Source organism: Corynebacterium alimapuense, from assembly GCF_003716585.1.
GTDB lineage: Bacteria > Actinomycetota > Actinomycetes > Mycobacteriales > Mycobacteriaceae > Corynebacterium > Corynebacterium alimapuense.
In genome coordinates this window covers 258,054-281,679 of record NZ_PTJO01000005.1, presented here as the reverse complement: position 1 = coordinate 281,679, position 23,626 = coordinate 258,054, and the positions used below count along the sequence as shown (strand labels likewise).

21 protein-coding genes and 1 riboswitch are annotated in these 23,626 nt (G+C 57.4%); of the genes, 13 read left to right on the top strand and 8 right to left on the bottom strand.

Annotated elements, in window-relative coordinates; all coding sequences use genetic code 11:
• The first annotated feature begins 38 nt into the window (after nt 1–38).
• Nucleotides 39–1,784: a SulP family inorganic anion transporter gene (locus C5L39_RS08345; RefSeq protein WP_425453874.1), complete on the top strand. Its 1,746-nt coding sequence runs from the start codon at nt 39–41 to the stop codon at nt 1,782–1,784.
• A 91-nt stretch (nt 1,785–1,875) separates the two neighbouring features.
• Here the strand turns inward: C5L39_RS08345 and C5L39_RS08340 are convergent, their stop codons facing one another.
• Both C5L39_RS08340 and C5L39_RS08335 read right to left on the bottom strand, forming a co-directional pair.
• Nucleotides 1,876–2,100: a hypothetical protein gene (locus tag C5L39_RS08340; protein WP_126268747.1), complete on the bottom strand. Its 225-nt coding sequence runs from the start codon at nt 2,098–2,100 to the stop codon at nt 1,876–1,878.
• 131 nt (nt 2,101–2,231) lie between these two features.
• A complete protein-coding gene (locus tag C5L39_RS08335) occupies nt 2,232–3,293 on the bottom strand; it encodes a tocopherol cyclase family protein (protein ID WP_123048426.1) in 1,062 nt (353 codons plus the stop codon).
• Between the two features lie 138 nt (nt 3,294–3,431).
• Here C5L39_RS08335 and C5L39_RS08330 point away from each other — a divergent pair, with 138 nt between their 5' ends.
• Nucleotides 3,432–4,529: an alkene reductase gene (locus tag C5L39_RS08330; RefSeq protein WP_123048615.1), complete on the top strand. Its 1,098-nt coding sequence runs from the start codon at nt 3,432–3,434 to the stop codon at nt 4,527–4,529.
• Nucleotides 4,530–4,586: 57 nt separating this feature from the next.
• Entirely contained in the window at nt 4,587–5,006 is a 420-nt protein-coding gene (locus C5L39_RS08325) for an SRPBCC family protein (RefSeq protein ID WP_123048425.1), read from the top strand.
• Between the two features lie 35 nt (nt 5,007–5,041).
• Here the strand turns inward: C5L39_RS08325 and C5L39_RS08320 are convergent, their stop codons facing one another.
• Nucleotides 5,042–6,304: a flavin monoamine oxidase family protein gene (locus tag C5L39_RS08320; RefSeq protein WP_123048424.1), complete on the bottom strand. Its 1,263-nt coding sequence runs from the start codon at nt 6,302–6,304 to the stop codon at nt 5,042–5,044.
• Between the two features lie 83 nt (nt 6,305–6,387).
• Nucleotides 6,388–7,206: a hypothetical protein gene (locus tag C5L39_RS08315; protein ID WP_123048423.1), complete on the bottom strand. Its 819-nt coding sequence runs from the start codon at nt 7,204–7,206 to the stop codon at nt 6,388–6,390.
• A gap of 386 nt (nt 7,207–7,592) precedes the next feature.
• Here C5L39_RS08315 and C5L39_RS08310 point away from each other — a divergent pair, with 386 nt between their 5' ends.
• Nucleotides 7,593–9,392 (top strand): BCCT family transporter, encoded by a 1,800-nt coding sequence (locus C5L39_RS08310; RefSeq protein ID WP_123048614.1) that lies wholly within the window; start codon nt 7,593–7,595, stop codon nt 9,390–9,392.
• Nucleotides 9,393–9,413: 21 nt separating this feature from the next.
• Here C5L39_RS08310 and C5L39_RS08305 read toward each other — a convergent pair whose 3' ends face one another.
• Entirely contained in the window at nt 9,414–11,780 is a 2,367-nt protein-coding gene (locus C5L39_RS08305; protein ID WP_123048613.1) for an ATP-binding cassette domain-containing protein, read from the bottom strand.
• Nucleotides 11,781–11,860: 80 nt separating this feature from the next.
• On the bottom strand, nt 11,861–12,919 hold the full coding sequence (lplB, locus tag C5L39_RS08300) for a lipoate-protein ligase small subunit (protein ID WP_123048612.1): 1,059 nt from the start codon (nt 12,917–12,919) through the stop codon (nt 11,861–11,863).
• Between the two features lie 76 nt (nt 12,920–12,995).
• Between lplB and zupT the strand changes: the two genes are divergently transcribed.
• Nucleotides 12,996–13,802: a zinc transporter ZupT gene (zupT, locus tag C5L39_RS08295; RefSeq protein ID WP_123048422.1), complete on the top strand. Its 807-nt coding sequence runs from the start codon at nt 12,996–12,998 to the stop codon at nt 13,800–13,802.
• Nucleotides 13,803–14,120: 318 nt separating this feature from the next.
• Nucleotides 14,121–15,020, top strand: coding sequence for an SDR family oxidoreductase (locus C5L39_RS08290; protein WP_123048421.1), 900 nt, complete (start codon nt 14,121–14,123; stop codon nt 15,018–15,020).
• Nucleotides 15,021–15,054: 34 nt separating this feature from the next.
• On the opposite strand, the gene C5L39_RS08285 is transcribed toward C5L39_RS08290, so the two are convergent.
• On the bottom strand, nt 15,055–16,242 hold the full coding sequence (locus tag C5L39_RS08285) for a chloride channel protein (protein ID WP_123048420.1): 1,188 nt from the start codon (nt 16,240–16,242) through the stop codon (nt 15,055–15,057).
• Nucleotides 16,243–16,253: 11 nt separating this feature from the next.
• Nucleotides 16,254–17,186, bottom strand: coding sequence for a DUF808 domain-containing protein (locus C5L39_RS08280; protein ID WP_123048419.1), 933 nt, complete (start codon nt 17,184–17,186; stop codon nt 16,254–16,256).
• Between the two features lie 90 nt (nt 17,187–17,276).
• Between C5L39_RS08280 and C5L39_RS08275 the strand changes: the two genes are divergently transcribed.
• From C5L39_RS08275 to C5L39_RS08245, 7 genes are all read left to right on the top strand, one after another.
• Complete coding sequence (locus C5L39_RS08275; RefSeq protein WP_123048418.1) at nt 17,277–18,155, top strand: 2-dehydropantoate 2-reductase; 879 nt, start codon at nt 17,277–17,279, stop codon at nt 18,153–18,155.
• A 9-nt stretch (nt 18,156–18,164) separates the two neighbouring features.
• Nucleotides 18,165–18,500 carry a DUF2218 domain-containing protein gene (locus C5L39_RS08270; RefSeq protein WP_123048417.1) on the top strand — a complete coding sequence of 112 codons (336 nt, stop codon included), beginning with the start codon at nt 18,165–18,167 and terminating at the stop codon, nt 18,498–18,500.
• Between the two features lie 30 nt (nt 18,501–18,530).
• A riboswitch (TPP riboswitch) is annotated at nt 18,531–18,639 on the top strand.
• The gene (locus C5L39_RS08265) at nt 18,633–19,223 is read left to right on the top strand and encodes an ECF transporter S component (protein WP_123048416.1); all 591 of its coding nucleotides are present in this window, start codon (nt 18,633–18,635) and stop codon (nt 19,221–19,223) included. (Overlaps the previous riboswitch by 7 nt.)
• Nucleotides 19,223–20,539: an ABC transporter ATP-binding protein gene (locus C5L39_RS08260; RefSeq protein WP_123048415.1), complete on the top strand. Its 1,317-nt coding sequence runs from the start codon at nt 19,223–19,225 to the stop codon at nt 20,537–20,539. Before C5L39_RS08265 ends, C5L39_RS08260 begins: the two co-directional genes overlap by 1 nt.
• Complete coding sequence (locus tag C5L39_RS08255) at nt 20,536–21,300, top strand: energy-coupling factor transporter transmembrane component T family protein (RefSeq protein ID WP_123048414.1); 765 nt, start codon at nt 20,536–20,538, stop codon at nt 21,298–21,300. The genes C5L39_RS08260 and C5L39_RS08255 overlap by 4 nt, the downstream gene beginning before the upstream one ends.
• Entirely contained in the window at nt 21,301–21,774 is a 474-nt protein-coding gene (locus C5L39_RS08250) for a nucleoside/nucleotide kinase family protein (protein ID WP_197714733.1), read from the top strand.
• Between the two features lie 222 nt (nt 21,775–21,996).
• On the top strand, nt 21,997–23,595 hold the full coding sequence (locus tag C5L39_RS08245) for a peptide ABC transporter substrate-binding protein (protein ID WP_123048413.1): 1,599 nt from the start codon (nt 21,997–21,999) through the stop codon (nt 23,593–23,595).
• The last annotated feature ends 31 nt before the right edge of the window (nt 23,596–23,626 follow it).

Genomic DNA, 23,626 nt, shown 5'->3' with positions numbered 1-23,626 from the left:
AGCAACGCTAGATCTAGCTAATCGAACGGGCGCTGATAGTGCGATTCTCACGCAAGAAGGACACCTTAGGGCAGCCAGACTCCACATCAGGGTTTGGCCGCCCGACGGTGCGCGATGCCGTCTCAGGATTCATGACAGGATTATTTTCCATCCCTGAGGGCATGGCCTATGCCACCGTTGGTGGGTTTTCTGCGCCGATGGGCTTGTGGTCGGGCGCCGTACCTACGGTTATCAGCTCGCTGTTTTCTCGGACGGCGCTCATGGTCACCACGCTGACCAGCGCCATTGCACTGTCAGCGCACAGCATTCTGGTTAGTGCTGGTCTCGATCCTGGAGATCTCGGTGCCGTGGCAGCGCTGAGCGCCATGGTTGGTTTATGGATGTTGCTGTTGGGGCTACTGAAGCTCGGCTCGGCAATGTCTTTTGTTTCTACGGCGGTGATGACCGGCTTTACCGCGGGAATTGCCGTGCAAATCGTAGCTGGAGTGGTCAAAGACGCGACCGGCTATAGCCCGGAATCGCAGAATACCGTGGCCAAACTCATCGAAGGCTTCGTACATATCAGATCCTGGGATTGGCCGACGGTAGCGGTGGCGGTGGCGACTGTCGGGCTATGGGCAGCGCTACATCGGATACCTGCACTTAAAAAGATCGCGACCCTTGCCGCGCTATTGACGGTCACGATTGTGGTAACGATCTTGGGTACCAAGGTGGAACTCGTTAGCGATATTGCGGCGATCCCTCGATCATTGCCTCCCTTTACCTTGCCTGATTTCGCTGCGATGCCATCTCTGGTTTCTGGTGGCTTAGCCATTGCGTTGATCGCGTTGGCGCAGGCCGCCGGAATCAGTTCCGCCGTGCCCAATCCGGATGGATCTCGCGCGAACGTCTCCCAAGATTTTAAAGCTCAAGGCATAGCTAACGTCGCCGGGAGCTTTTTCGGTGCTTTGCCGACTGGTGGCTCACTTTCTCGTACAGGTGTGGCCACCAGTGCTGGAGCACAAACTCGATGGGTAGGAATCTTCGCAGGGCTGTCATTGATCTTGTTGGTGGTCACCCTTGGTCCCCTCGCCGGGGCCATCCCCATGGCGGTAATCGGTGGGTTGTTGTTGGTCATTGGCGGTGAGCTGATCGCTGGTCGAATTGCCGATGTCATGTTGGTTCTTCGCACCTCGTGGCTCTCGAGTGCTGCGATGGCCTTGACCTTTGCTGCGACCACCCAGTTGCCGCTGCAGCAGGCAATCTTCCTTGGCACCGGGTTGTCGATCGTTTTGTTTACCATTCAGGCAGCTAAACAGGGGCGACTCATACAGTTCATTCCGACTCCTGAAGGCAGCTTCGAAATCGCGGATGCCCCCACCACCTTGCCCAGCGGGCGTACCACCGTGCTGCACTATCTCGGCTCCGGCTTCTTTGCCGAGGTCAACCGGTTGGAAGAAGACTGGCCAAGAATTCACCACACTCACGACGCCGCGATTGTGCTCTCCCTGCGCGGATCTGCCGGAATTCCTTCCACGACCTTTATCAAGTCTTTTACTCGGTTGCTCGATCGATGGCATGACAAAGGAATCGAAGTGGTGGTCTGCGGAGTATCGGACAAGCTCATGGAGCGGTTTGAAACTGGCGGCGTGAGCAAACGCCTCAGCGATTCACTCATGGGTGCCTCGCCCGTGCTGTTGGAATCGCTGGCGAATGCCTACGAGCTAGCGGAGGAGCGTCGGGTAGCACGCGCTGAGGCAAACGTTATTGCTCATGATCTGAATCAGGAAAAAGACAAACGTTAGCTCCGCATGTGCCCGCAGGTTAAACAGAACTTAAGAGATGCTCGCTTTGTCGACAGCTTGTTTAGCTTGCAAGAGTGAAGACCCAGTGCGCTCACGGTGGTGTTTGACCGCCGGGATCGTTTTTCCCGAGCCGAACCAGCTCTAATTCTTCTGCGTCTAGCTGCCGCATCGGATCAAGCGCAACGGGATCAATGTGCACTCCCAACTGCTGGGCCATCTCGTTGATAATCTTCCCTTGAAACTTGGTTTGGGCTTCCAGCTGCTCGATTCGTGTGGTGAGTTTAGTTATCCAGAACACATCATTTCCTATCGTCATGGTGCGCCAATCAGCCGAATGTGTTGCCAAGCTACCAAACTAAGAATTCCCTTGGCTCTAGTTCTTATTAGCGCCATAGCGATATCCATCCAGCTGACTGCTCACCGAGCTGGAATTATCAACAGCACGAGCTACTCGCTGGGAAGCACCGGGGGAGCCGACGTGCGTTCTGGATCGAGTCCGCGGCGAAGCAGCTCAGCTCTAGCCCGGTCGAGTCCGCCATGCTCTAATGCCGCAAGCGAAGTCTTGCCAGACCAGACATGTTTTCCGAAGCGATGCACGGTGATCTTAAGGTCTCCCACCAGATGCTCAAGGTCGCCTGGGACATTGCGATGCTCGCTAGGCAGCGGCACTGGCAAAACGAAAGCCTGATTGAGTGGGGCAGCAGCAGCGATCTTTACTCGCCAGCCGAATCCACGGCCGGAAAGCTCCCAGTGTTCATCACTGGTGTGAGTATTGACCGGGCTGATGATGGGATTGCCTAAGCGCAGCACCCGGCCATCGGGAAGTTTCACGACCAGGCCGGTGACCTCAGCCTTCATGGGGCCAGCGGTGACCAGCCCACCTGCGAAAGCGACACAGGCTTCTGGCTCGTCGAACCCTTGGGCTTGGCCCCACCACCAAGAATCTGGAAATCCCTCACTTCCCCAGTTTTTCTCTGCGTAGACCTGCGCATTGTTAAACTCCCACGTTTGGTCTCCGAGGGTGGCCGACCCTGAGGCTCGCCCACCGAGCAACCACGGATGCCAGTATTGATTCAGCTTGGGCACCATCTGGAATCCACTCGAGCCGCCTACTGCGCGGTGTGGCCAGGCAGCGCGGTCGTGGAATGTCAGATCTAGCTGAGCATCTGCGCCTAGGTCGACCTGTAGTCGGTCCTTCCCACCTCGGAAGGCAGGCGAGTCCTGCCTGTCAGCAGTTCCGCCCTTAACTCCCAATCCAGCTGGATCTGTCCATGCTCCATCGAGTGCTTCAGTGCGCAGAAAACCGCTCGGCCAAGCGGCCAGCCCAATGGTGGCCCACGATCCTTCTGGACCTTGATTGGCACCGCATAACGCGATGATGACTCGGCCAGATTCCGGATCGGTGATCCGCCAAAAGTAGCCCTCCATCGCCACTCCCGGGTGGGCGTGGGTAGGAGAGCCAAAGATCGGGTCAGCTCCGGTGGCACGGTATCGCTGAAGGAAGTTCATAGACCAAGTAGAGCACAGGAGGCTAGGCCTTCCTGAGGTAGAAGAAAATGGGGTAAGGAAGAAAACTACCCGGTTCGTCGTTGCAAGGGAGTGGACCAGCAACATTCGGCAACTGGCATGAAAGAGATCCTAGAAAAAATGAGTGAACATAAGTCCGTACCTGCTCTTTTCGCCCCAGCTCAGCTTGGTGAACTAGAACTGAGCAACCGCCTGGTTATGGCACCTTTGACTCGGATTCGAGCAGAGACCGATGGCACCCCGAATGAGCTGATGAAGGAGTACTACGCTCAGCGTGCTTCCTTTGGTCTGATCATCACTGAGGGCACCTGGCCGATTCAGGAAGGTCGCACCTGGGATACTCAGCCCGGAATAGCGACCCAGCAGCACATCGATGGCTGGCGAGAGATCACCGATGAGGTACATGCCCGGGGCGGAAAGATGGTCATGCAGATTATGCACGGCGGTCGGATCTCGCATCCGGAGCTCTCCGGCACCGGCCGGATCGTTGCTCCCAGCGCTATCCCTAGCCCGAACCCAATTCGGATCTCCACCGGAAAAGTGAATGCCCCGGTTCCTCACGTGCTGACACAGGAGGAAATCCCGGAGATTATCGAGCAGTTCGTGACCGCTGCCCGCAACGCGATGGCCGCCGGCATGGATGGCGTGCAGGTCCATGGTGCCAACGGCTACCTTATCCATGAGTTCTTGGCACCGAGCGCGAATACCCGCACTGATTCCTATGGTGGCAGTCCAGAAAACCGGGCGCGTTTTGCCATCGAGGTGATCACCGCGGTGGCCGAGGCGATCGGCGCAGACAAGACCGGTGTGCGGTTCTCCCCAGAGCACAATATTCAAGGTGCTGTTGAATCCGATCATGAGGATGCGCTGGCCACCTATTTCGCACTGGCTGAAGGGATCTCGGGCTTGAAACTAGGTCATGTGGAGATCGTCCACCATGAACCAGATGGCGACCTCGTCCAAGGGATGCGAAAGCTAATCGACGCCCCGGTTATCCTCAACACCGGTTTCACCCGTTTCAGCAACCGTGAGGTTGCTCTGGGCCTGATCGAAAATTCCGTCGCGGATGCCGTATCTGTGGGTAGGTTGGCACTAGCCAACCCGGATCTAGCGCAGCGCTGGCAGGAACAAGCTCCGCTCAACGAACCCAACCCGGAGACCTTCTACGTTGGCGGTGCGAAGGGCTACACGGATTATCCGGTGCTCCAATACAGCTAGGTACACGCGGACACCAGCGGTCGCTGGGCCTAAAGGCTCTATGACAAGGAGAGTTTTATGAGCTCAGTGATCGTAGAAGTGAGCGGACCCGCATCGCCAGATCTTGCCTGGGAGCGCTACTTCTACCCAGCGCAGTGGAGCCGGTGGGCACCGCATATCAGTGGTGTGACTTCCTCTACGTCTACGCTCCAGCCCGGTACTCATGGCACCGTGACTGCGCTGGGGATCATCCGAGCTCACTTTGAAGTAGTGAGCGTCAATGCGCCATCGCTCTCGTGGTCATGGACAGTGCAGCTGGGATTTAGCAAGCTAGTTTTAGATCACTACCTGAGTAGCCAGCCTCATGATCATGCCGATTCGGGCACACTCGCGCGCATCGAGCTGGCCGGCCCCTGGCTAGTTTTAGTGGCCTACCGGCCACTCATGCGCATGGCGATGGGTAGGTTGCTTCGACCAGCAATAGTCCCAGAACACTAGGTCTCGTTTCTCTAACCTCGTGCGGATATGCGGGGCTAGTTACGATGCGAAAGGGCTTCGACAACCGATCTGGCTGCTCGGTCTCCTGACAACAACGCCCCATTGATCGAAGCAGTATCGAGGTGATCGCCTGCGATAAAGACTCGGTCATTGATGCGTTGCGAGCGATGCTGATTGAGCGGAGGAGGTTGCGCAGGCAGAGTATGCGGGAGCTCGTGGCGGGCAATGAGTTCCCAGTCGTTCACCGACGTGGCATACATCCGCTCGAGATCTCTTCGGACACTCGCCTCATCAGGGTTGTTGCCCGTTGCGCTCAACAGTGTCGTGGCTTCTACTAAGTGTTTTCCTGCCGGGGCATAGGAAGGTGCCACCTCGGAGACGACCGCAGCGTGGACTACTGGACCGGCAGCTTTGCCGGCTGGCCCTGAGGCATCCAGCACTAGGAACTTCTCCTTCAAGGGGGAATGATCCGTGGCAAACCACCATGTCGAAAGACCATTCATCTTTGGTTCCGCGGTTTCCGTTAATTCGGCGGCCTCCGGTGGTCCTGCTGCGACAATTGCCATCTGTGCGCGCAAGAAACCGGTGTCGGTTCCAACTTCGACGCCCACGGTGGTTTCGGCTACTGAGGTGACCCGGATCTGAGTTTGTGGCTTGTGAACCAACTCTGCCGCCATGAGCTCAGGTAGCGCTTGCATACCTTGCTCTGGCAGCCCAGGAACGCCAAAGGCGAAGCTACGAAGTAGTAGACGTACGAAATTAGCTGAGGTGGTACCACTAGCGTCGGCAAGCACACCGCTGAGGAAAGTATCGATGACGCTGGTGCGCAAAGGACCGGTGACTCCAGCCGAATCTAGTGAGCTAGCCAGCGTCATATCCTGCTGAGCCCGTGATGAGGCTGTTTCGCGGATCAGTGTGGGAGCTAGCCATTTCAACAACGCAAACACTTCTCTGGGCTGGAGATAGCCACTGCGGAGAGCTTCCGGCAGATACTGCGGGTGCCGGAGTGGATGCGCCAGCCTCGTGAGACTTTCGCCATTGCGGATGAGAGCACCTACACCGAAATGCTGCAGCCGCAACGCCTCGATATCGATCCACTCACGCACGGCCGGATAAGCGGGATTGAGAAGCTGGAATCCTCGATCGAGGAGGAACCCATCGACTCGATCGGTCCGCACGCGGCCACCGACTGCATCAGATGCTTCTAACACGATGACGCTTAATCCGCTGTCTTGCAGTCTGCGCGCAGCCTGTAGCCCGGCTAACCCAGCTCCGATGATGATGACATCTGCATCCATGGATTCTCCTCGTCTCGGAATCGCGAGTGTAGCGGGCTTTGCCTACTGGACGGATCAGATGAGCTCTTCATCCAGACAGTTAGTCAGCTCAAGTCAGCCTTGGGCAAGCTGATCGGCCGGGTACCTGAAGGTGCAGGTTCAGCCAGCTGCTCGCCAGACATAGTCACCGCCCAAGAATCACTAGTGATCACTGAGGCAGGCTCCGGAACTGGCTTGGACTCAGGTGGCTGAAGGGGAGCCGGCAGTGCAGGCACCGCGATGGCACTACCTGGACCTACATCGAGCACTACCTGCTCGCCCTGGTCACCGAGAGAGAACACCCGCGCGCCGGGCAGATCAATGCCGAATAAGCGTGCGCGCACTAGTGCTACGTCCGAGCCAGTGAGGACGGCGATCACCTGGCCGTCGATAAGCAGCTCTACGTGGTTTTCAATAGCGCGCAGGAACACGAGATATTGACCTTTGGGCAGGTCAGCGTCAATTTTTATCAGCTCACCCTGGGGCAGTATTAAAGTGCCATCGGGTGCAGAAGTCAGTGGCATGACCAATTCTGGAGCAGGTAGCTCAACAGCAACGCGTAGCAGTCCAACCTCTTTGTCCATCCACACCCGCGCTTTGGTCTCTGGCTGAGAATGGATGGCGTTGACTCGGTCGATGTCGGAAAAAATGCTACGGATTCCGGCAGGTAGCGCCCCGATCGTGCCATAGCCCCATCGCACCCGCCAGCCACCATCAGCCAGGTTGGGGACCAAAGTGACGTCAATGAGCGTTCCAGTCGGGGCGATGAGTTCCGCGGTGCGCAGTTGAGAAAATAAAATCGCCTGGTTGACTCGCTCGATGGGCATCGAGTGGACATCGGTGCCAGCGGGTGGCAGCGCCAGGGGATAGGTGGAATCGGGCATAGTGCCAGCCTAGTTCGCAGATTCAAGACAAGCGGTAAAGCTGCGGTACTCATAGTGAACTTGCTCAGATGTGTTCAGCAAATCTCAACAAACCTCAGCGGAGTCAAAGCACTGATGAATCCAAGCGCAACCCCCTGAGGTTTTCTAATCCGTAGATAATTCTCTTGCTGTAGGGACCACCCAGGTGGGGGAGATAGCATGCCGATAAGGGTGATGTAGCCATTCGTTAGCCGATTGTGATGTATCCAATCAGAGCAGGTGAACCTCTAAATCAGGCACCCCCTAGGGCGTGTTCACCTGCCGTAGCTGCCCACCGCCGAGTGCAGTTCGGCGATACGTTGGAAATGTTTTGTTATTCAAATACCTCTATTAGCAAGGAGCCTTCCTTGACTGAACGCCTGGCTAGATTACTCCGCTTGAAAACTGATCCTCCGGTCTATTTCGCCACCGTCGGTATTGTGCTGGCTTTCGTTATTATCACCATCTTGTTTGGTGATTCGGTCAGCGAGATCTTTGGCACTGCCTCCACCTGGATCCTGTCTGATCTGGGTTGGTTCTATATTCTCGGCGTCACTGTCTTTTTGTTCTTCCTGATCTTCGTTGCTTTTAGCCGCTATGGGCATGTTCGCCTAGGTGGGGATGACGAACGTCCCGAATACTCCACTAGGGCATGGTTCGGCATGCTCTTCGCCGCTGGAATCGGAACCATCTTGATGTTCTGGGGAGTGGCAGAGCCGATCTCGCACTATGCCAACCCGCCCATCGGGGATATGGCTCCTGAAAGCGCGGAGGCAGCCCGCGAGGCAATGGCGATTACGCATTATCACTTCGGACTGCACACCTGGACCATCTTCGCCCTGCCCGCTCTGTGTTTTGCCTACTTCATCTACAAGCGCAAGATGCCCCCGCGCGTTAGCTCGATCTTTTCTCCGTTGCTGGGAACTCGGGTCTATGGCCCGATCGGCAAGACTATTGACATCGTTGCCTTGATCGGAACGATTTTCGGTGTCGCTACCTCGGTGGGTCTGGGCACTTTGCAGATCAACGCGGGCCTGGCGGAACTATTCGGGGTAGATGTGAACCCGACCGTCCAGATCTTGATCATTGTCGTGGTCACCAGCATCGCCAGCGTGTCTGTTGCCTTGGGCCTAGACCGGGGAATTAAATTCCTGTCTAACCTGAATATCCTCATGGCTATTGGCCTGTTGGTTTTCATTATCATCGCTGGCCCGACTGTGCTCGTGCTTAAAGGCACTATCGAGTCAATCGGTATCTATTTTGGTGAACTGCCAGAGCTGGCTTTCTGGAACAATACCGTGCCCAATTCGCCGGATAACGCAACCTGGCAAAACACCTGGACCGTGTTCTACTGGGCTTGGACCATCACGTGGTCGCCGTTCGTGGGCATCTTTATCGCCCGGATTAGCCGTGGCCGCACGATCCGCCAATTCGTTACCGGCGTGCTTGGACTCCCAGTTGCTTTCTCGCTGATCTGGTTCGGAGCCTTTGGCACCTCTGCCTTCAACATTGAACAAAATGAGGGTGGCGGACTGGTCCAAGCGGTCGCCGTCGACGGAGATATCCCAGGTGCGCTCTTTGAGTTCCTTTCACACTACCCAGCAGCGACCTTCCTTTCTGGGCTGGCAATTGTCATCGTCGTGCTGTTCTTCACCACTTCTGTTGACTCGGCGGCCATGGTCACCGACATGATCGCTTCAGGTCAAGAGCCGGCACTTGCCCCCACCCACCAGAAGCTGATTTGGACGGGCTTGATGGGTGCGGTGGCCGCAGTGCTTCTCGGTGCCAGTGGCGGGGGAGGGCTTGCCGCGCTTCAGGAGACCATCATCGTTATTGGTCTGCCCTTCTTCATCATGGGCTTTATCATGATGTTCAGCCTCGGAGTTGCGTTGAAAAACGACCTTGGAGAGCCAGTACCTACGGTCAGCCGGCAATGGGATTCCGCCGATACTCCCGAGGATTGGGAACGCAATGAGGAGTCCCCCTCGCCAGAACCGATCGGCCCGATTCACCACATCCCCGATGAGGAGGATGACTCCACGCTGATTAGCCCAGCAGTAGTCGGAGCGGCTATGGAGGAATACGCCAAGCAGCATCCTGACGAAATCAGTGAGCCCGGAACCGACAAGCAAGATTCGGATACCGAGCGTCCACAAGGTTCAGCCTGATCTCACTCTGACTGACCAAGGCTAGATTGCACCAATGTCAGGGGCAGCGGTGACATACTCCGCCAGGTACCTGCCAGTGAGGGTGGTGGCATCAGCAACCATCTCCGCTGGGGTGCCGATAAAGGCGATCTGCCCGCCGTCGGTGCCTGCCCCTGGCCCGAGATCAATGACCCAATCGGCATGCGCCAGCACCGCCAAGTGGTGCTCGACGCAGACCACAGTCTTGCCGGAATCGACCAAACGATCCAAGAGATTAAGCAGCGTTGTGACATCCGCTAAATGCAAGCCAGTGGTCGGTTCATCGAGTATGAACACGTTGGCCTGCTCTGCCAGTTGAGCCGCAAGCTTAAGGCGTTGGCGTTCCCCTCCAGACAGCGTGCTCAAGGGCTGTCCGAGGGTGAGATAACCCAACCCAACATCGACTAGGCGGGCGCAGATTTTGGCCGCTGCTGGGACTTTTGACTCAACAGTGGTGAAGAAATCGGCAGCCTCTGTGGCCGGCAGGGCTAAGACTTGGGCTATATTCAGGCCGCCGAAGTGATAGCCCAAGACGGTGGCGTCGAACCGCTGTCCTTGGCAGACCTCACAAACTTGCTCAATTCCGGACATGATGCCTAGCTCCATGCTCACTATCCCGGTGCCTTTGCATTGCGGGCAAGCACCCTCGGAATTGGCGGAAAAGAGCGAGGGAGTGACCTGGTTAGCCTTGGCGAAAGCCTTCCGAATCGGTTGCAACGCTCCGGTATAAGTTGCCGGATTGGAGCGGCGGGAACCTCGGATGGGGGTTTGGTTGATCACGACCAGATCTGCCTGGGGTGGCAAGGACGCCACCAATGAGGATTTTCCTGATCCGGCTACCCCGGTGATGGTGCTGAGCACGCCCAGCGGGATATCGACGTCGATTCCCTGCAAGTTATTGCGGCTGGCACCACGGATTTCAAGTGCTCCGTGACTGACCCGCACCGCTTGTTTGAGCTGGGCGCGATCGTTCAAGTGACTGCCGGTTATCGTCTCGGAGTCTGCCAGACCGGAGACGTCACCCTCGAATTGGACTCGACCTCCATGCCGTCCGGCACCTGGCCCAAGATCAATGACATGGTCGGCGATGGCGATGGTTTCTGGCTTGTGCTCGACTACCAGCACGGTATTTCCCTTGTCGCGTAATTCGCACAAGAGACGATTCATGCGGGTGATGTCATAGGGATGTAACCCGGCAGTGGGTTCATCGAAGATATAAGTGATATCGGTCAGTGCTGAGCCGAGATGTCGAATCATTTTCGTTCGTTGAGCCTCACCACCGGAGAGGGTGCCGGTAGGACGGTCGAGAGTGAGATAGCCCAATCCAATGTCGACGGTCTTGTCCAAAGAGTCTTGGATCGCATCCAGCAGTGGAGAGATAGCGCCTGCCTCCACACCTGTGATCCACTCCTGCAAATCCCGAACCTCCAAGGCACAGAGCTCGGCGATATTTCGGCCATTGATCGTAGATTCCAGGGCGTGACGTGCCAGCCGAGTACCGCCACAATCGGGGCATTCCACGAAGACCACAGCCTGATCAACGAAGGCACCGATGTGTTTTTGCATCGCCGCTCGGTCCTTGGAGAGCATCGATTTTTCAATCTTCGGCACCAAACCCTCATAGGTGGCGTTGAACCCGGAGAACTTGATCTTGATGGGCTCTGAATAATAAAGAGCGTGCTTTTGTTCCTCGGAGAAATCTGCCACCGGAATCTCCGCCGGATAAAGCCCGGACTCGGCATAACTGCGCATGCTCCACGACCCCACCTTGTACCCAGGGATCAAGATGGCGCCTTGGTCCAAGGAAAGGGATTCATCGACCAGCTTGTTGAGCTCAATCTCGGAAACCCTGCCCATCCCTTCGCAGGTAGGACACTGCCCGCCGGTGCGAGTGAAATCCGTGCGTTCTCGTTTACGGTTACCTACCGCCATCGCTCCCGAAGCACTGACACTAGGCACATTGAATGAATAGGCACCGGGACCACCAGCGCAAGGCTCCGCGATGCGAGAAAACAGAATCCGTAGCAGAGCGGTGGCATCGGTGGCGGTGCCAAACGTGGAGCGAGTATTTGCCCCCATGGGCTCTTGATCGACGATAATTGCCGTGCTGATGCCTGCCAGATGATCGACATCAGGACGCGCCAAAGTAGGCATAAAACCTTGGACGAAAGCGGAATAGGTCTCATTGATCAGTCGCTGAGATTCCGCGGCGATGGTATCGAACACCAGCGAGGATTTTCCCGAGCCGGAGACCCCAGTAAACACCGTTATCCGGCGTTTAGGGATCTCTACGCAAACATCTCGGAGGTTGTTTACTCGGGCGCCAAAGACTCGGATGACATCATGTGAATCAGCGGTGGGGATAGTCATGGGATCCTCGCAATTGGTGTTTGCAGTAGTTGACAGAAAACCCACGAGTTCCCTCACCGGAGGGGCACAAGCACAGTGGCTCAGGGCACGTGGTGGGTCCAGGCTTCGGTGCCGAACTTCTGGTCCACCAGTTCCTGGGCAGTAGCGAGATCTTCGTCGCTGAGCTGGGCTAGTTGAGCGCCATAGCGGTTGGCGAACTCGGTCACCATGGTGTCAATGACCTCGGAGCGCGGCGCTCCGGTCTGCCGGCGCAAGGGGTCGACGCGCTTATTAGCTGAACGCAGTCCCTTCGATGCCAGCTTGACCTTGCCTACGCGCAGCACTTCCATCATCTTGTTGGCGTCAATGTCGTAGCTCATGGTCGCGTGATGCAGTACTGCGCCACGGCGACGCTTCTGCGCTGCCCCGCCGATTTTGCCACCATCAGAGGTGATGTCGTTGATCGGTTCGTACCAGGCGTTGACGCCATGGCGGCCAAGGGCGGCCAGTACCCACTGGTCCAAGTATTCATAGGATGACTCGTATTTCAGGCCAGCGACCAGGGAATCGGGGACGTAGAGCGAGTAGGTAATGCAGTTGCCGCCCTCCATGAACATCGCTCCGCCACCGGAGATACGGCGGACCACGGTGATCCCGTGCTTTTCGACGCCCGCCGGCTCCACCTCGTTGACATAGGACTGGTAGGAACCAATCACCGTCGCCTTGTCTTCCCACTCCCAAAACCGCAGGGTGGGTTTGCGCGTGCCGTCTGCTACCTGATCCAGCAGGACCTGATCGAGCGCAACATTGACCGGGGTAGGCAGGGGACCTGGGTTGATAATCTCCCACTGGTGGTCGGTGAAATCGGTCGCTCCGGTTACTGCACGGCGCACGGCGACGGCGACATCATGGGAAGAAAAGCCATGTAGTGCAAGGTCTTCGATGGGGGCGAGCGCAGCGTCGATACGCTTGGTCAACGCTTCGGCGTCTTCGCTCAAAGAAGCGCCCACTAGCGCCGGGCCCAGTGCATGGAAGGCCTCGTCGGGTTCGAGGAAGAAATCCCCGGACACCTGCGCGGCAGTGATAACGGAGTCATTGGTCTCGACGTCGACGACGACGAGCTTGCCGCCAGGTACCTTGATCTCGAAATGATGATTCATAATCGACGAGACTACCCGGAGAAATCCAACCAGGCCGCTCAGCGTGAGAAAGCGCTCTCCGGTAGCATTTCCACCCATGTATGATCTCTCCACCGTGCTCTTCGCGCTCGGGCTGACCGTATTCGCGGGATTGGCCACGGGTATTGGTGGATTAATCGCCGTGTTGAAAAAGGACCCCGGCGATCGCTTTATGGCTGGCGCCCTCGGGTTTTCTGCCGGAGTTATGCTTTATGTCTCCTTCATGGAGATTTTGCCTAAGAGCATCGATAATCTCTCTGAGGCTTGGGGCGATTCCATCGGTAATTGGGCTGCGGTGGGAGCATTTTTCGCTGGTATCGCACTCATCGCAGTCATCGATGCGTTGGTTCCTGAGCCGATCAATCCGCATGAACGCGGCATTGGGTCGGATCCACACCTGGATGCTGAACGCCGCAATTTGATGAAGACGGGCATGTTCACCGCCGGGGCGATCGCGTTCCACAATTTTCCAGAGGGCTTTGCCACCTTCATTGCCGGTTTAGAAGACGCCACCATCGCTATTCCGGTGGCGGTGGCTATTGCCATTCACAACATTCCCGAGGGAGTGGCAGTAGCGGTGCCCATCCGGCAGGCCACTGGCTCTCGCGCAAAAGCTCTGAAATGGTCGACGCTGTCTGGTTTGGCAGAACCGGCCGGTGCGCTGATCGGATTCTTACTACTCATGCCATTTATGGGCCCGGCGACCCTGGGCCTTTCCTTTGCCGTCATCGTTGGAATCATGGTGTTTATTTGCTTGGATGAGCTGCTTCCCACCGCGCAGGCCACTGGTCGCCACCACACTGCGGTCTACGGGCTGATCTTGGGAATGGCCGTGATGGCGATTTCTTTGTTGCTATTTATTTAAAACTAACTACAGGGCGCTTCTTAGAAGCCGATGAGCTGTGAACTTTCTCGGGGGGAACCTGGCCCGAATCACAGGGATCCCGCCTTGTGCGTTGCGTGGCTCTAGTTGCGGTGACGAGCTGCGTGCTGCACCAATCAATGTCGGTGTTTTCTCACCGGAGTAGCTGGAGTCTCGGGAGTGGGAGCGGCCAAAATTTGTTAGGAACGGTGGCCCAATAGTTCTGATCCTGCTACGTTGGCGGGCCCCGGGGCCACGACGACGTCGTGATTTATGTGCGGCTCGTCTCACCCCTTTTCCGGAACGACGAGAGGATTGATTATGACGAATAACCAGCTGACTTTTCAGGATCCCGTCCATCGGTTCCCCGATATCACCCCGCCGAAGCAGGACCAAGCTGAACCTGGGCTTGATGCCGACCTCATCCCCCAGACGGATCGCGGGGAGGAATCTTACCGGGGCACTGGCCGGCTTGAGGGCCGCCGAGCGCTCATCACTGGCGCAGATTCAGGCATTGGTGCAGCGGTCGCGATCGCATTCGCCCGAGAGGGCGCGGACGTCGCGTTGGCTTATCTGCCTGAGGAAGAAGAAGATGCCCAGGAAATCAGCCGGATCATCGAGGCCTCCGGTCGTAGAGCATTTCTGATCCCAGGTGACCTCCGAGATGCGGACTACTGCACCAGCCTGGTCGAGGACGCAGTCTCGCAACTGGGTGGACTCGACGCAGTGGTCAACAACGCAGGTCGCCAGATCGCGGTCGAGAGCATTGAAGATCTCGATGATCAGCAGTGGGAAGCGACCTTTGATGCAAATGTCCGGGCCATCTACCGAGTCACCAAGGCAGCACTGCCTCATCTAACACCAGGTGCCACGATCGTGAACTCAACCTCGATTCAGGCTTATGCTCCGTCATCACATCTCATCGACTACGCCTCGACCAAGGCCGCGATCAACAACTTCACCAAGGGCCTTAGTCAGCAGCTTGCTCCCCGCGGGATCCGAGTAAACGCCGTGGCACCTGGCCCCATCTGGACCCCGTTGCAAGTCTCCGACGGACAGCCTAAGGATGCCTTGCCGAAGTTTGGCAAGCACACGGCACTGGGGCGTGCTGGGCAACCTACTGAACTCGCACCTGCCTACGTATTCCTCACTTCGGCTGAATCCAGCTACGTCGTAGGCGAGACCTTGAACGTCAATGGTGGCAGCAGCCCGACCCCTTAGTAGATCCTGCGCAAGGCGGGCTGTTGCTCTCAAGCTAGGAAGGCTCGCCTCTGGCCTTGATTGCTTTGGTTATCAGCCAAGCACCACCGGTGACCATTAGTAGTAGCGGCAAGGTCCACAGTGGCGAGCCAGTCAGCTCCCAAGCGATAATCGCGGCGAAGATAGGGGCATGTTGGACTACCGCGAGCACCCCGGCGGCACCAATCAACGCGAAGACAGCCACCAGATCTGGATCGATTCCCAGCATCAGCCCAGCCATCGCTCCTAGGGCTGCGCCGATCGCTAGCGCCGGGGTCATGGTTCCACCCACCGCGCCCGCACCCAGCGAGAATGCCGTGAGCAGTGGCTTGGCTAGCAACAGGGCACCAAATACCCAGAGTGCGGACTCCGGGGCAAACGCCCCGCGCAGAATCTCCTCACCGTTGCCAGTAACTCCGGGAAGTGCGGTAGACACAGCGACGACAAGTGCGGTGGCCGCACCTACCGTCACTGGTAGCCACCTAGGGTCCTGGATGCTTCGGCGTTGAGCCAGTTCGATCATCGCGGTAAATAGGCGGCCTGCGCCGACCGCAAGGGGGATGGCGAGCAGGACCCAAGCGAGCGTCGATAAGCGGAAATCTGGAGAGGGGAACTGATAGATCGGCTGGTTGCCTACGATCGGCCACGCGGTGACGGTGGCGATAATCGACATGGTGATTGCTGCCACCACGGTGCGCCAATCGCGACGAGCAGGCAGCACCTCGATGCTAAAGAGAATCCCAGCTAGGGGGACGTTGTAGACCGCGGCCAATCCTGCCCCAGCCGCGGCGGCGATGAGCCTGCGACGTTGTTCCTGACTGGTGTGCCAACGCGCAGAGAGCGCGTCGATTGCTGCTGCAGCAACCTGACGAGGCGCTTGCTCCCGACCGAGGGAGGCGCCAGAACCAACCACCAACAGCTGAAGGAGACCATCAACGGTGGTTCTTCCTAGTGGCAGCCGCTGGTGATCAGTCAGTAGGGCCTCTTCCACATGGCGGACTGGTCCCTGACGGCGTAGCCACCACCAGCCTAAACCGGCGAGAACTCCGCCGAGACCAGCAACGATAATCGGAGAGACCAGACCCAAGCCTGTGGCTAGGTGTTGGATCTGATGAACCAACCAAGCCATAGATCCGCCGATGACTCCAGCGCATAGGCCACCGAGGACCACGAGGGCGGGAAAGACCAGACTGCGTGGAAACACATCTTTTGATTCTAGTGGCTAGCTGACGCTGTGGAGCGGCCGGTAACTTTCCGCACACCTTCGACGATCAGGACCACAAACATGCCCCAGATCAAACCGATTACTAGTGAGAAGAAGGTATTGACCAACCAACCTATGAAGCCGCCACCGACGGCCATCTCCATGGCATGGATGCTCTCATAAGGCCAGCTCAAGCCGAATTCATCGAGACCGGCGACCATGATGTGGCCACCAACCCAAAGCATGGCGAAGGTGCCGATGACCGCGATGGCTGATAGGACCTTGGGCATGGCGGTGACCATGCCGCGGCCAAAACCAGCGCTTGCTCCGCCGCGCTCAGCGATCCGCAGCCCTAGGTCATCCATCTTCACCAACAGGGCAACCGCGCCATAGACTAGGGCGGTGATGCCAACGCCCACCATGATCAACACGGCCGTGCGCATCGCCAAGGTTTCATCGGCGACCTCGTTGAGGGAGATAACCATAATCTCCGCGGAGAGAATCAAGTCAGTGGTGATTGCCCCTTTGACCAGCTGATCTTCATCGTTGGCAGTCTTGGCTGAGTGTGCTTGTTCCTTCTTAGAATGGCCGAGGAGTTTTCCCAGGACCTTCTCTGCGCCCTCGAAACACAAGTAGGTTCCGCCAGCCATGAGAATCGGGGTCAGCGCCCACGGAGCGAACTGGCTCAACAGCAAGATGATCGGCAGGATGATCACCAGCTTGTTAACCAGCGAGCCTTTGGTGATCCGCCAGATCATGGGCAATTCGCGCGCCGGGGTTACTCCGTGGAGATAACGCGGGGTCACGGCAGCATCATCGACTACTACTCCGGCAGCCTTGGCCGAGGTCTTCGCTGCGGCGGCAGTGACATCATCAAGGCTGGCGGCGGCGTTGCGGGCAATCAGAGCGACGTCGTCGAGAAGAGCGATCAGGCCACCGGCCATGGTCAATACCTCACTATTGGCTAAAACAGAGTCGTTGAAATGAGGAATCTTACGCGCTGAACTGGTGGCGCGCACCTATACTCGGCGGGCATGAGAATTGCGATTATTGGTGCAGGGGCTGTGGGTGGCTGGTTCGGCGGGGGCTTAATTGAGGCAGGCCATGAGGTGGTCTTTGTTGCCAGGGGAAAAACCCTGGAGGTCTTGGCTAGCGAAGGCCTGCGACTGAATGACTCACCACCGATCCCCGTCACCGCTGTGGACTCGGTATCTCAGGTCGGACAGGTAGATGTTGTCTTCCTCGCCGTGAAAGTGACCAATGAGAGCGACCTCACCTCTCTGTTAGGAGGCCTGCCCACCGATGTTCCGGTGGCAGTAACTCAAAACTCCGTTGAGGTCCCGTGGTCGGTGGCTGAGGTAGTAGGTAAAGATCGAACGTGGCCGGGGGTCGTGCGCGGCTATTTCCACCACACCGGGCCTGCTCGAGTGGAGTTTCATGGCGGCCCTACCTCTTATACGTTCGGCACCTGGGATGGCTCCACGAATGACTTAGCTGAGCGCTTTTCTGCTGCGTTGGTGGAAGCGGGTGTGGATTCTACTGTTCACCCAGAGATCTTTGTTGACGTGTGGGAAAAGGCGATGTTTGTTACCACCACCGGAGCCCTCGGCGCACTGACTCAGAGCCCGCTCGGAGTGCTGCGCACCCGGCACCGCGGCTCACTTGAGGCACTCATGCGTGAGGTCTATGAGGCAGCTTTGGCCAGTGGGGTGGCATTGCCAGATAACGCCGTGCAACGGGCGCTCTACTTCGCAGATCGGATGCCCGCGGATGCCACCAGCTCCATGCAACGCGATCTTATCGACGGTCGCTCGCACGAGCTGGACTCGCAGGTAGGTGCTCTGTGTCGGATGGGTGCCTCCCGTGATGTGGATCTTCGGTTGCACAATTTATTGCTGTCGGTGCTGGGGTAGCGTGGGATTATGAGTGCCTCATCCACCGCCCGCATCCGCTGCGCGGAACCGGGCCGTTACGCCAAGTTCTTGACCGAGAGATTTGCCCGCTCCGCACGCACGGAATGGAATAAGCAACAGGGCCGAGGATCGCTCATGTTCGCTTGGGGTAAAGAAGTAGAAGTAGACATGATCGCTGGGGACGGTGTCCTCTTGTTGCATTTGGAGTGCCCAGTCCAACAAGTAGAGCAGCTTGAGGCCATCATCGGCATCGCCGTCGTAGAAATCGGCGACAAAGAAGAACTCCACGTCCAATGGCGTCGCGCAGGTGGCACTGATGGCACTCGGTGGACAGCGCGTGCCTAGGTAGGGCTAGACTAGATCACCGAACATCCAAACTTAATCCACGGGTACCCAGTGAAACTCTGGGCTGAGACGTCGAAATGGCGGACCGTTGAACCTGATCCGGTTAGTACCGGCGATAGGGAGAATCTTCTCGTGAACACTACGTCTTCGCGCACGTCTTGGCGCGTCATCGACATCATCATTGCCTCCGTTTTGGGCGTGGCCTGCGGCTTAATCTTCTGGCTGTGGAACTCCATCGGCTACGCGTGGTGGACCGCGATGGAAGCTTTCACTCCAGGTTTCGGCGGTCTAGCCGTCGGAGTGTGGCTCATCGGTGGTGTCATCGGTGGTCTGGTCATCCGTAAACCAGGTGCGGCCCTGTTTGTTGAGGTGCTGGCAGCCGTTGTCTCTGCACTATTGGGAAACCAGTGGGGGATTGAGACCCTGTATTCCGGGCTCGCCCAAGGTCTCGGCGCAGAATTGGTTTTCGCCGCTTTCGGCTACCGACGTTTCACTTTGCCGGTGGCAATGCTCGCTGGCGCAGGTGCCGCTATCGGTGCATTCGTATTGGAGCTCTTTACCAGCGCCAACTTCGCTAAATCTCTCACCTTCAATTCCATCTACCTGAGCACCCTGATCATCTCGGGAGTATTGCTGGCTGGATTCCTGGGCCATTGGTTGGTTCAAGCATTGGCAAAAACTGGTGCACTTGACCGTTTCGCTGCAGGTAGAAAGCGCGTCTGATGCCAGCGGTAGTCGAGGCATCGGGCCTCGGCTGGCGGCATGCTTCACGTCTTCAGCCGGCGTTGAGCGGTGTCGACCTCAGTTTGGAACCAGGGGGGCGAGCTCTACTGGTGGGCGATTCTGGTGCTGGAAAATCCACCCTGCTCGCTGCTTTAGCCGGAGTACTCGGTGATGAGGAAGACGGTGAACTCACCGGCAGCCTTGCAGTGCACGCGACCGTCGGATTGGTGTTGCAAGATCCTGATTCTCAGGTCATCGCTTCTCGCATCGGCGATGATGTGGCCTTTGGCTGCGAGAATCTCTCCATTCCTCGCGAGGAGATCTGGCCCAGGGTCAGAAGAGCTTTGGACCTAGTTGGACTGAACATGCCGCTAGATCATCCCACTAGGTATCTCTCTGGCGGGCAAAAGCAACGTCTAGCGCTGGCTGGAGTCATCGCTATGGGCGCGGAGCTGATCTTGCTCGATGAACCAACCGCCAACCTGGACCCGGAAGGGCAGCGGGATGTGATCGAGGCCGTGGACAAAGTTGTGGCTGAGACTGGCGCGACACTGTTGGTAGTCGAGCATCGCCCGCAGCTCTGGGCCCCGATCGTCGATCGATTTTTGCATCTTGATTCCGCTGGAATGATGGAGATCAGCGTAGAACAGTTGCCAGCAGCGCCAGACTTGCCGCCTGCTCACGCAGTATCTCCTGATCAGGTCGCGCTGGTTTCTGCCCGTGAGCTACAAACCATCTGGGGCCCGCCGCGGACGCTGGATCTGCCGGAAGGTGCTTCAACGGTGATTACTGGACCCAATGGGTGCGGAAAATCAACGTTGGCGCTGACCTTGGCAGGTCTGGTGGAACCAGAAGGTGGACAATTGCTCTATTCCGCAGAACTGCGTGCGGGTCTGTCCACGCCGCCACATCGCTGGCGCTCGAAGGAGCTTGCGCAGCGCATCGGATTTGTTTTTCAAGATCCAGAGCACCAATTTGTGGCCCGTACGGTTGCCGAAGAAATGGCGGTCTCAGGTGGTAGTCCAAGCCGGATCGATGAACTCCTTGAACGTCTGAGATTGCAGCATCTCGTGGAGGCCAATCCCTTTACTCTCTCCGGTGGAGAGAAACGTCGGCTTTCGGTGGCTACTGCCTTAGTCAATACCCCTAGGCTGTTGGTTCTTGATGAACCCACTTTTGGTCAGGACACCACCACTTTTGTGGAGTTGGTGCAGCTCCTGCGCGAATTGACTGATCAAGGGGTGACCGTGGCCTCTATTACTCATGATGAGGTGTTCATCGGTTCCCTCGGCGATCATGAGGTGGAATTGCGGTGAATCTTCTAGAAGGCATCAACCCGGTAACCCGCATCCTGGCGTTGATATTGCTAACTACACCACTCTTGCTCTCTGTCGATGTGGTCTCGGCCAGCGTGGCCTTGGCCTTTACCGTGCTGGTGGCGCCACTGTGTGGAGTCAGTTGGTCGCGACTGCTGCGTCGCGGATGGCCCATTATGTTGGCGGCGCCCTTGGCTGCGATTCCGATGGCACTGTATGGGCGTCCGGAGGGGCAGGTATATCTGGAATTTCTCTTTGCACACGTGACGGATAATTCTCTGCAATTGGCGGCAGCAATCTTCGTCCGTGTGCTGGCGGTGGGCTTGCCAGTCATTGTCCTTTCTGCCGATGTTGATCCCACCGACTTGGGAGATGGTTTGGCCCAGGTACTCCGACTGCCCGAGCGTTTCGTTCTTGGTGCGGTTGCAGCGGCGCGATTGGTGTCGTTATTTCAAGATGATCTGGCATCTATGCGGCGGGCGCGGCGGTCTAGAGGCATCGCCGATCAAGGTCGGATTCGGCATCTGCTGACGCTGGCCTTTGGACTGTTGGTGTTGTCGTTGCGCCGTGGTTCGAAACTGGCCACAGCGATGGAGGCTAGGGGTTTTAACCGAGTTGCCGAACATGGTAGGACGTGGGCCCGCGAGTCGACTCTTTCCCTCCGCGATTGGGTGGTCATGTCGGTTTGTTTGAGTGCTTCTACAGCTGCCATCGTCGTGGCTGTGGCAGTGGGCTCGTTCCGGTTTCTGGGAGTGGTTTAGATGGTGTTTACCGTGCTTATCGATGGCCCTTCGGGAGCCGGAAAGACATCCTACGCTGAGGCTTTGTCTCGGCATACCGGCTTTTCAGTGGTTCACCTAGAAGATTTCTATCCAGGTTGGGGTGGATTAGCGCAGGCTGCGGTGATGGTGACCGAGGACGTTCTACATCCGAGCTCTCCTGGGTTTCGCCGCTGGGATTGGGAGCAGAATCAGGCTGCCGATTGGGTGGCTCTTGATCCTCGGGAAAACCTAATTATTGAGGGCGTTGGGGCGATCACCGAGGCTTCTGTCGCAGCAGCAAAGCGGCGAGGGCAAGTGCTCACAGTGCGGATTAATGCCCCCGTGAGCATTCGTCGACGGCGCGCACTGATTCGGGATCCCAATTATGAGCCGTGGTGGAATATGTGGGCGGCTCAGGAGGCGGAGTTTTTTGCTGACAACGGAAGAATTTCTATCAACGTATCGGTGATATAACCGCATTCGTCTCACCAGTGGGGGTGAGTGGGGGTGATCATTTTCTTCCAGCTTTCCTTGAGGGGCTAGGCAGGCTTTCTGCAGGTAAACAGAAAATGTACGCTGCGTGGCCAGTATTATGTTTGGGAAAGAAAGTAATATTTCGCGTTCTTGCCATTCTATGTCGCAGGGGTCACAGTTTAAGGTGGTTATCAACATCCACCTACCTGGAGGTCCACCTCAATGACTTACAGAAAGACGCTAGGGGTTCTGACTGCCACCACCCTGGCACTGAGCCTCGTCGCCTGCTCCGATTCCGAAGGCGATTCAAGCGCCACTGGCGATGGTTCCGATGGCGGCAACTATGTCCTCGCCAATGGTTCCGAGCCGCAGAACCCGCTCATCCCAGCAAACACCAATGAGGTGGGCGGCGGAAATATCATTGACCTGATCTTCTCCGGCTTGGTCTACTACGACGCTGATGGTGAAATCCATAATGAGGTCGCTGAGTCGATTGAACTCGAAGGCGATAAGACCTACCGAGTAGTTCTGCAGGATGGCTGGACCTTCAACGATGGATCTGCAGTTACCGCTGACAGCTTCGTCAATGCGTGGAACTACGCCGTGGCAAACTCCCAGCTCTCCTCCTACTTCTTCGAGCCGATCCTCGGCTACGAAGAGGGCGTGGAGTCCATGGAAGGTCTGACCGTCATTGATGACACGACCTTCACCATCGAGCTGATTGAGCCCCAGGCTGACTTCCCGACGCGCTTGGGTTACTCCGCTTTCTACCCGTTGCCGGAGGAAGCCTTCGATGACATGGCTGCTTTCGGTGAGACCCCGAACGGTAACGGCCCCTACAAGCTGTCCGAGTGGAACCACAACCAGGACGCCACCATCGTCCCCTCTGAGACCTACGAAGGTCAGCGCACCCCGCAGAATGACGGCGTGAAGTTTGTCTTCTACGCTCAGCAGGACGCAGCTTATAACGACCTGCTCGCTGGCAACTTGGATACGCTGGATGCCATTCCGGACAGCGCCTTTGCCACCTTCAATGAAGAACTCGGCGACCGGGCAGTTAACCAGCCCGCTGCCGTCTTCCAGTCCTTCACCATTCCGATGGAGGCCGAGCACTTCAGCGGCGAAGAGGGCCAGCTTCGTCGTCAGGCGCTCTCACTGGCAATCAACCGTGAGGAGATCACTGAGACGATCTTCCAGGACACCCGCACCCCGGCTAGCGAATTCACCACTCCGGTTCTGCCCGGCTTTGATGATGAGATCCCCGGCAGTGAAGTCCTTGACTACGATCCCGAGCTGGCCAATGAGCTGTGGGCACAGGCTGACGAGATTGATCCTTGGAGCGGCGAGTTCACCCTGTCCTACAACGCTGATGGTGGCCACGATGCGTGGGTTAACGCAGTAACCAACTCCATCAAGAACACCTTGGGTATTGAAGCCATCGGCAATCCCTACCCGGACTTCAAGTCCCTGCGCGATGATGTGACTAACCGCACCATCGAAGGCGCCTTCCGTACCGGCTGGCAGGCAGACTACCCCTCCCAGGGTAACTTCCTCGGCCCGCTCTACGGCACCGGTGCCGGCTCCAACGACGGTGACTACTCCAACCCCGAGTTCGACGCCAAGCTCTCTGAAGCCAACAGCGCATCTTCCACTGAAGAGTCTTCCCGCATCTTCAACGAGTCCCAGGAGATCCTGCTGAGCGATCTGCCAGCTACTCCGCTGTGGTACTCCAACGTTGCTGGCGGCTTTAGCGAAAACGTCGACAACGTCGTATTCTCTTGGAAGTCTGTCCCTGTGTACTACGAAATCACCAAGCAGTAGCAGTACCGACTCAACCGACCACTATCGTGGA

Bases quoted from the DNA above. Each gene is read 5' to 3' on its own strand.
- C5L39_RS08340 (WP_126268747.1), bottom strand. From the start codon at position 2,100: ATGACGATAGGAAATGATGTGTTCTGGATAACTAAACTCACCACACGA.
- C5L39_RS08335 (WP_123048426.1), bottom strand. From the start codon at position 3,293: ATGAACTTCCTTCAGCGATACCGTGCCACCGGAGCTGACCCGATCTTT.
- C5L39_RS08330 (WP_123048615.1), top strand. From the start codon at position 3,432: ATGAGTGAACATAAGTCCGTACCTGCTCTTTTCGCCCCAGCTCAGCTT.
- C5L39_RS08325 (WP_123048425.1), top strand. From the start codon at position 4,587: ATGAGCTCAGTGATCGTAGAAGTGAGCGGACCCGCATCGCCAGATCTT.
- C5L39_RS08320 (WP_123048424.1), bottom strand. From the start codon at position 6,304: ATGGATGCAGATGTCATCATCATCGGAGCTGGGTTAGCCGGGCTACAG.
- C5L39_RS08315 (WP_123048423.1), bottom strand. From the start codon at position 7,206: ATGCCCGATTCCACCTATCCCCTGGCGCTGCCACCCGCTGGCACCGAT.
- C5L39_RS08305 (WP_123048613.1), bottom strand. From the start codon at position 11,780: ATGACTATCCCCACCGCTGATTCACATGATGTCATCCGAGTCTTTGGC.
- lplB (WP_123048612.1), bottom strand. From the start codon at position 12,919: ATGAATCATCATTTCGAGATCAAGGTACCTGGCGGCAAGCTCGTCGTC.
- zupT (WP_123048422.1), top strand. From the start codon at position 12,996: ATGTATGATCTCTCCACCGTGCTCTTCGCGCTCGGGCTGACCGTATTC.
- C5L39_RS08290 (WP_123048421.1), top strand. From the start codon at position 14,121: ATGACGAATAACCAGCTGACTTTTCAGGATCCCGTCCATCGGTTCCCC.
- C5L39_RS08280 (WP_123048419.1), bottom strand. From the start codon at position 17,186: ATGGCCGGTGGCCTGATCGCTCTTCTCGACGACGTCGCTCTGATTGCC.
- C5L39_RS08275 (WP_123048418.1), top strand. From the start codon at position 17,277: ATGAGAATTGCGATTATTGGTGCAGGGGCTGTGGGTGGCTGGTTCGGC.
- C5L39_RS08270 (WP_123048417.1), top strand. From the start codon at position 18,165: ATGAGTGCCTCATCCACCGCCCGCATCCGCTGCGCGGAACCGGGCCGT.
- C5L39_RS08260 (WP_123048415.1), top strand. From the start codon at position 19,223: ATGCCAGCGGTAGTCGAGGCATCGGGCCTCGGCTGGCGGCATGCTTCA.
- C5L39_RS08250 (WP_197714733.1), top strand. From the start codon at position 21,301: ATGGTGTTTACCGTGCTTATCGATGGCCCTTCGGGAGCCGGAAAGACA.
- C5L39_RS08245 (WP_123048413.1), top strand. From the start codon at position 21,997: ATGACTTACAGAAAGACGCTAGGGGTTCTGACTGCCACCACCCTGGCA.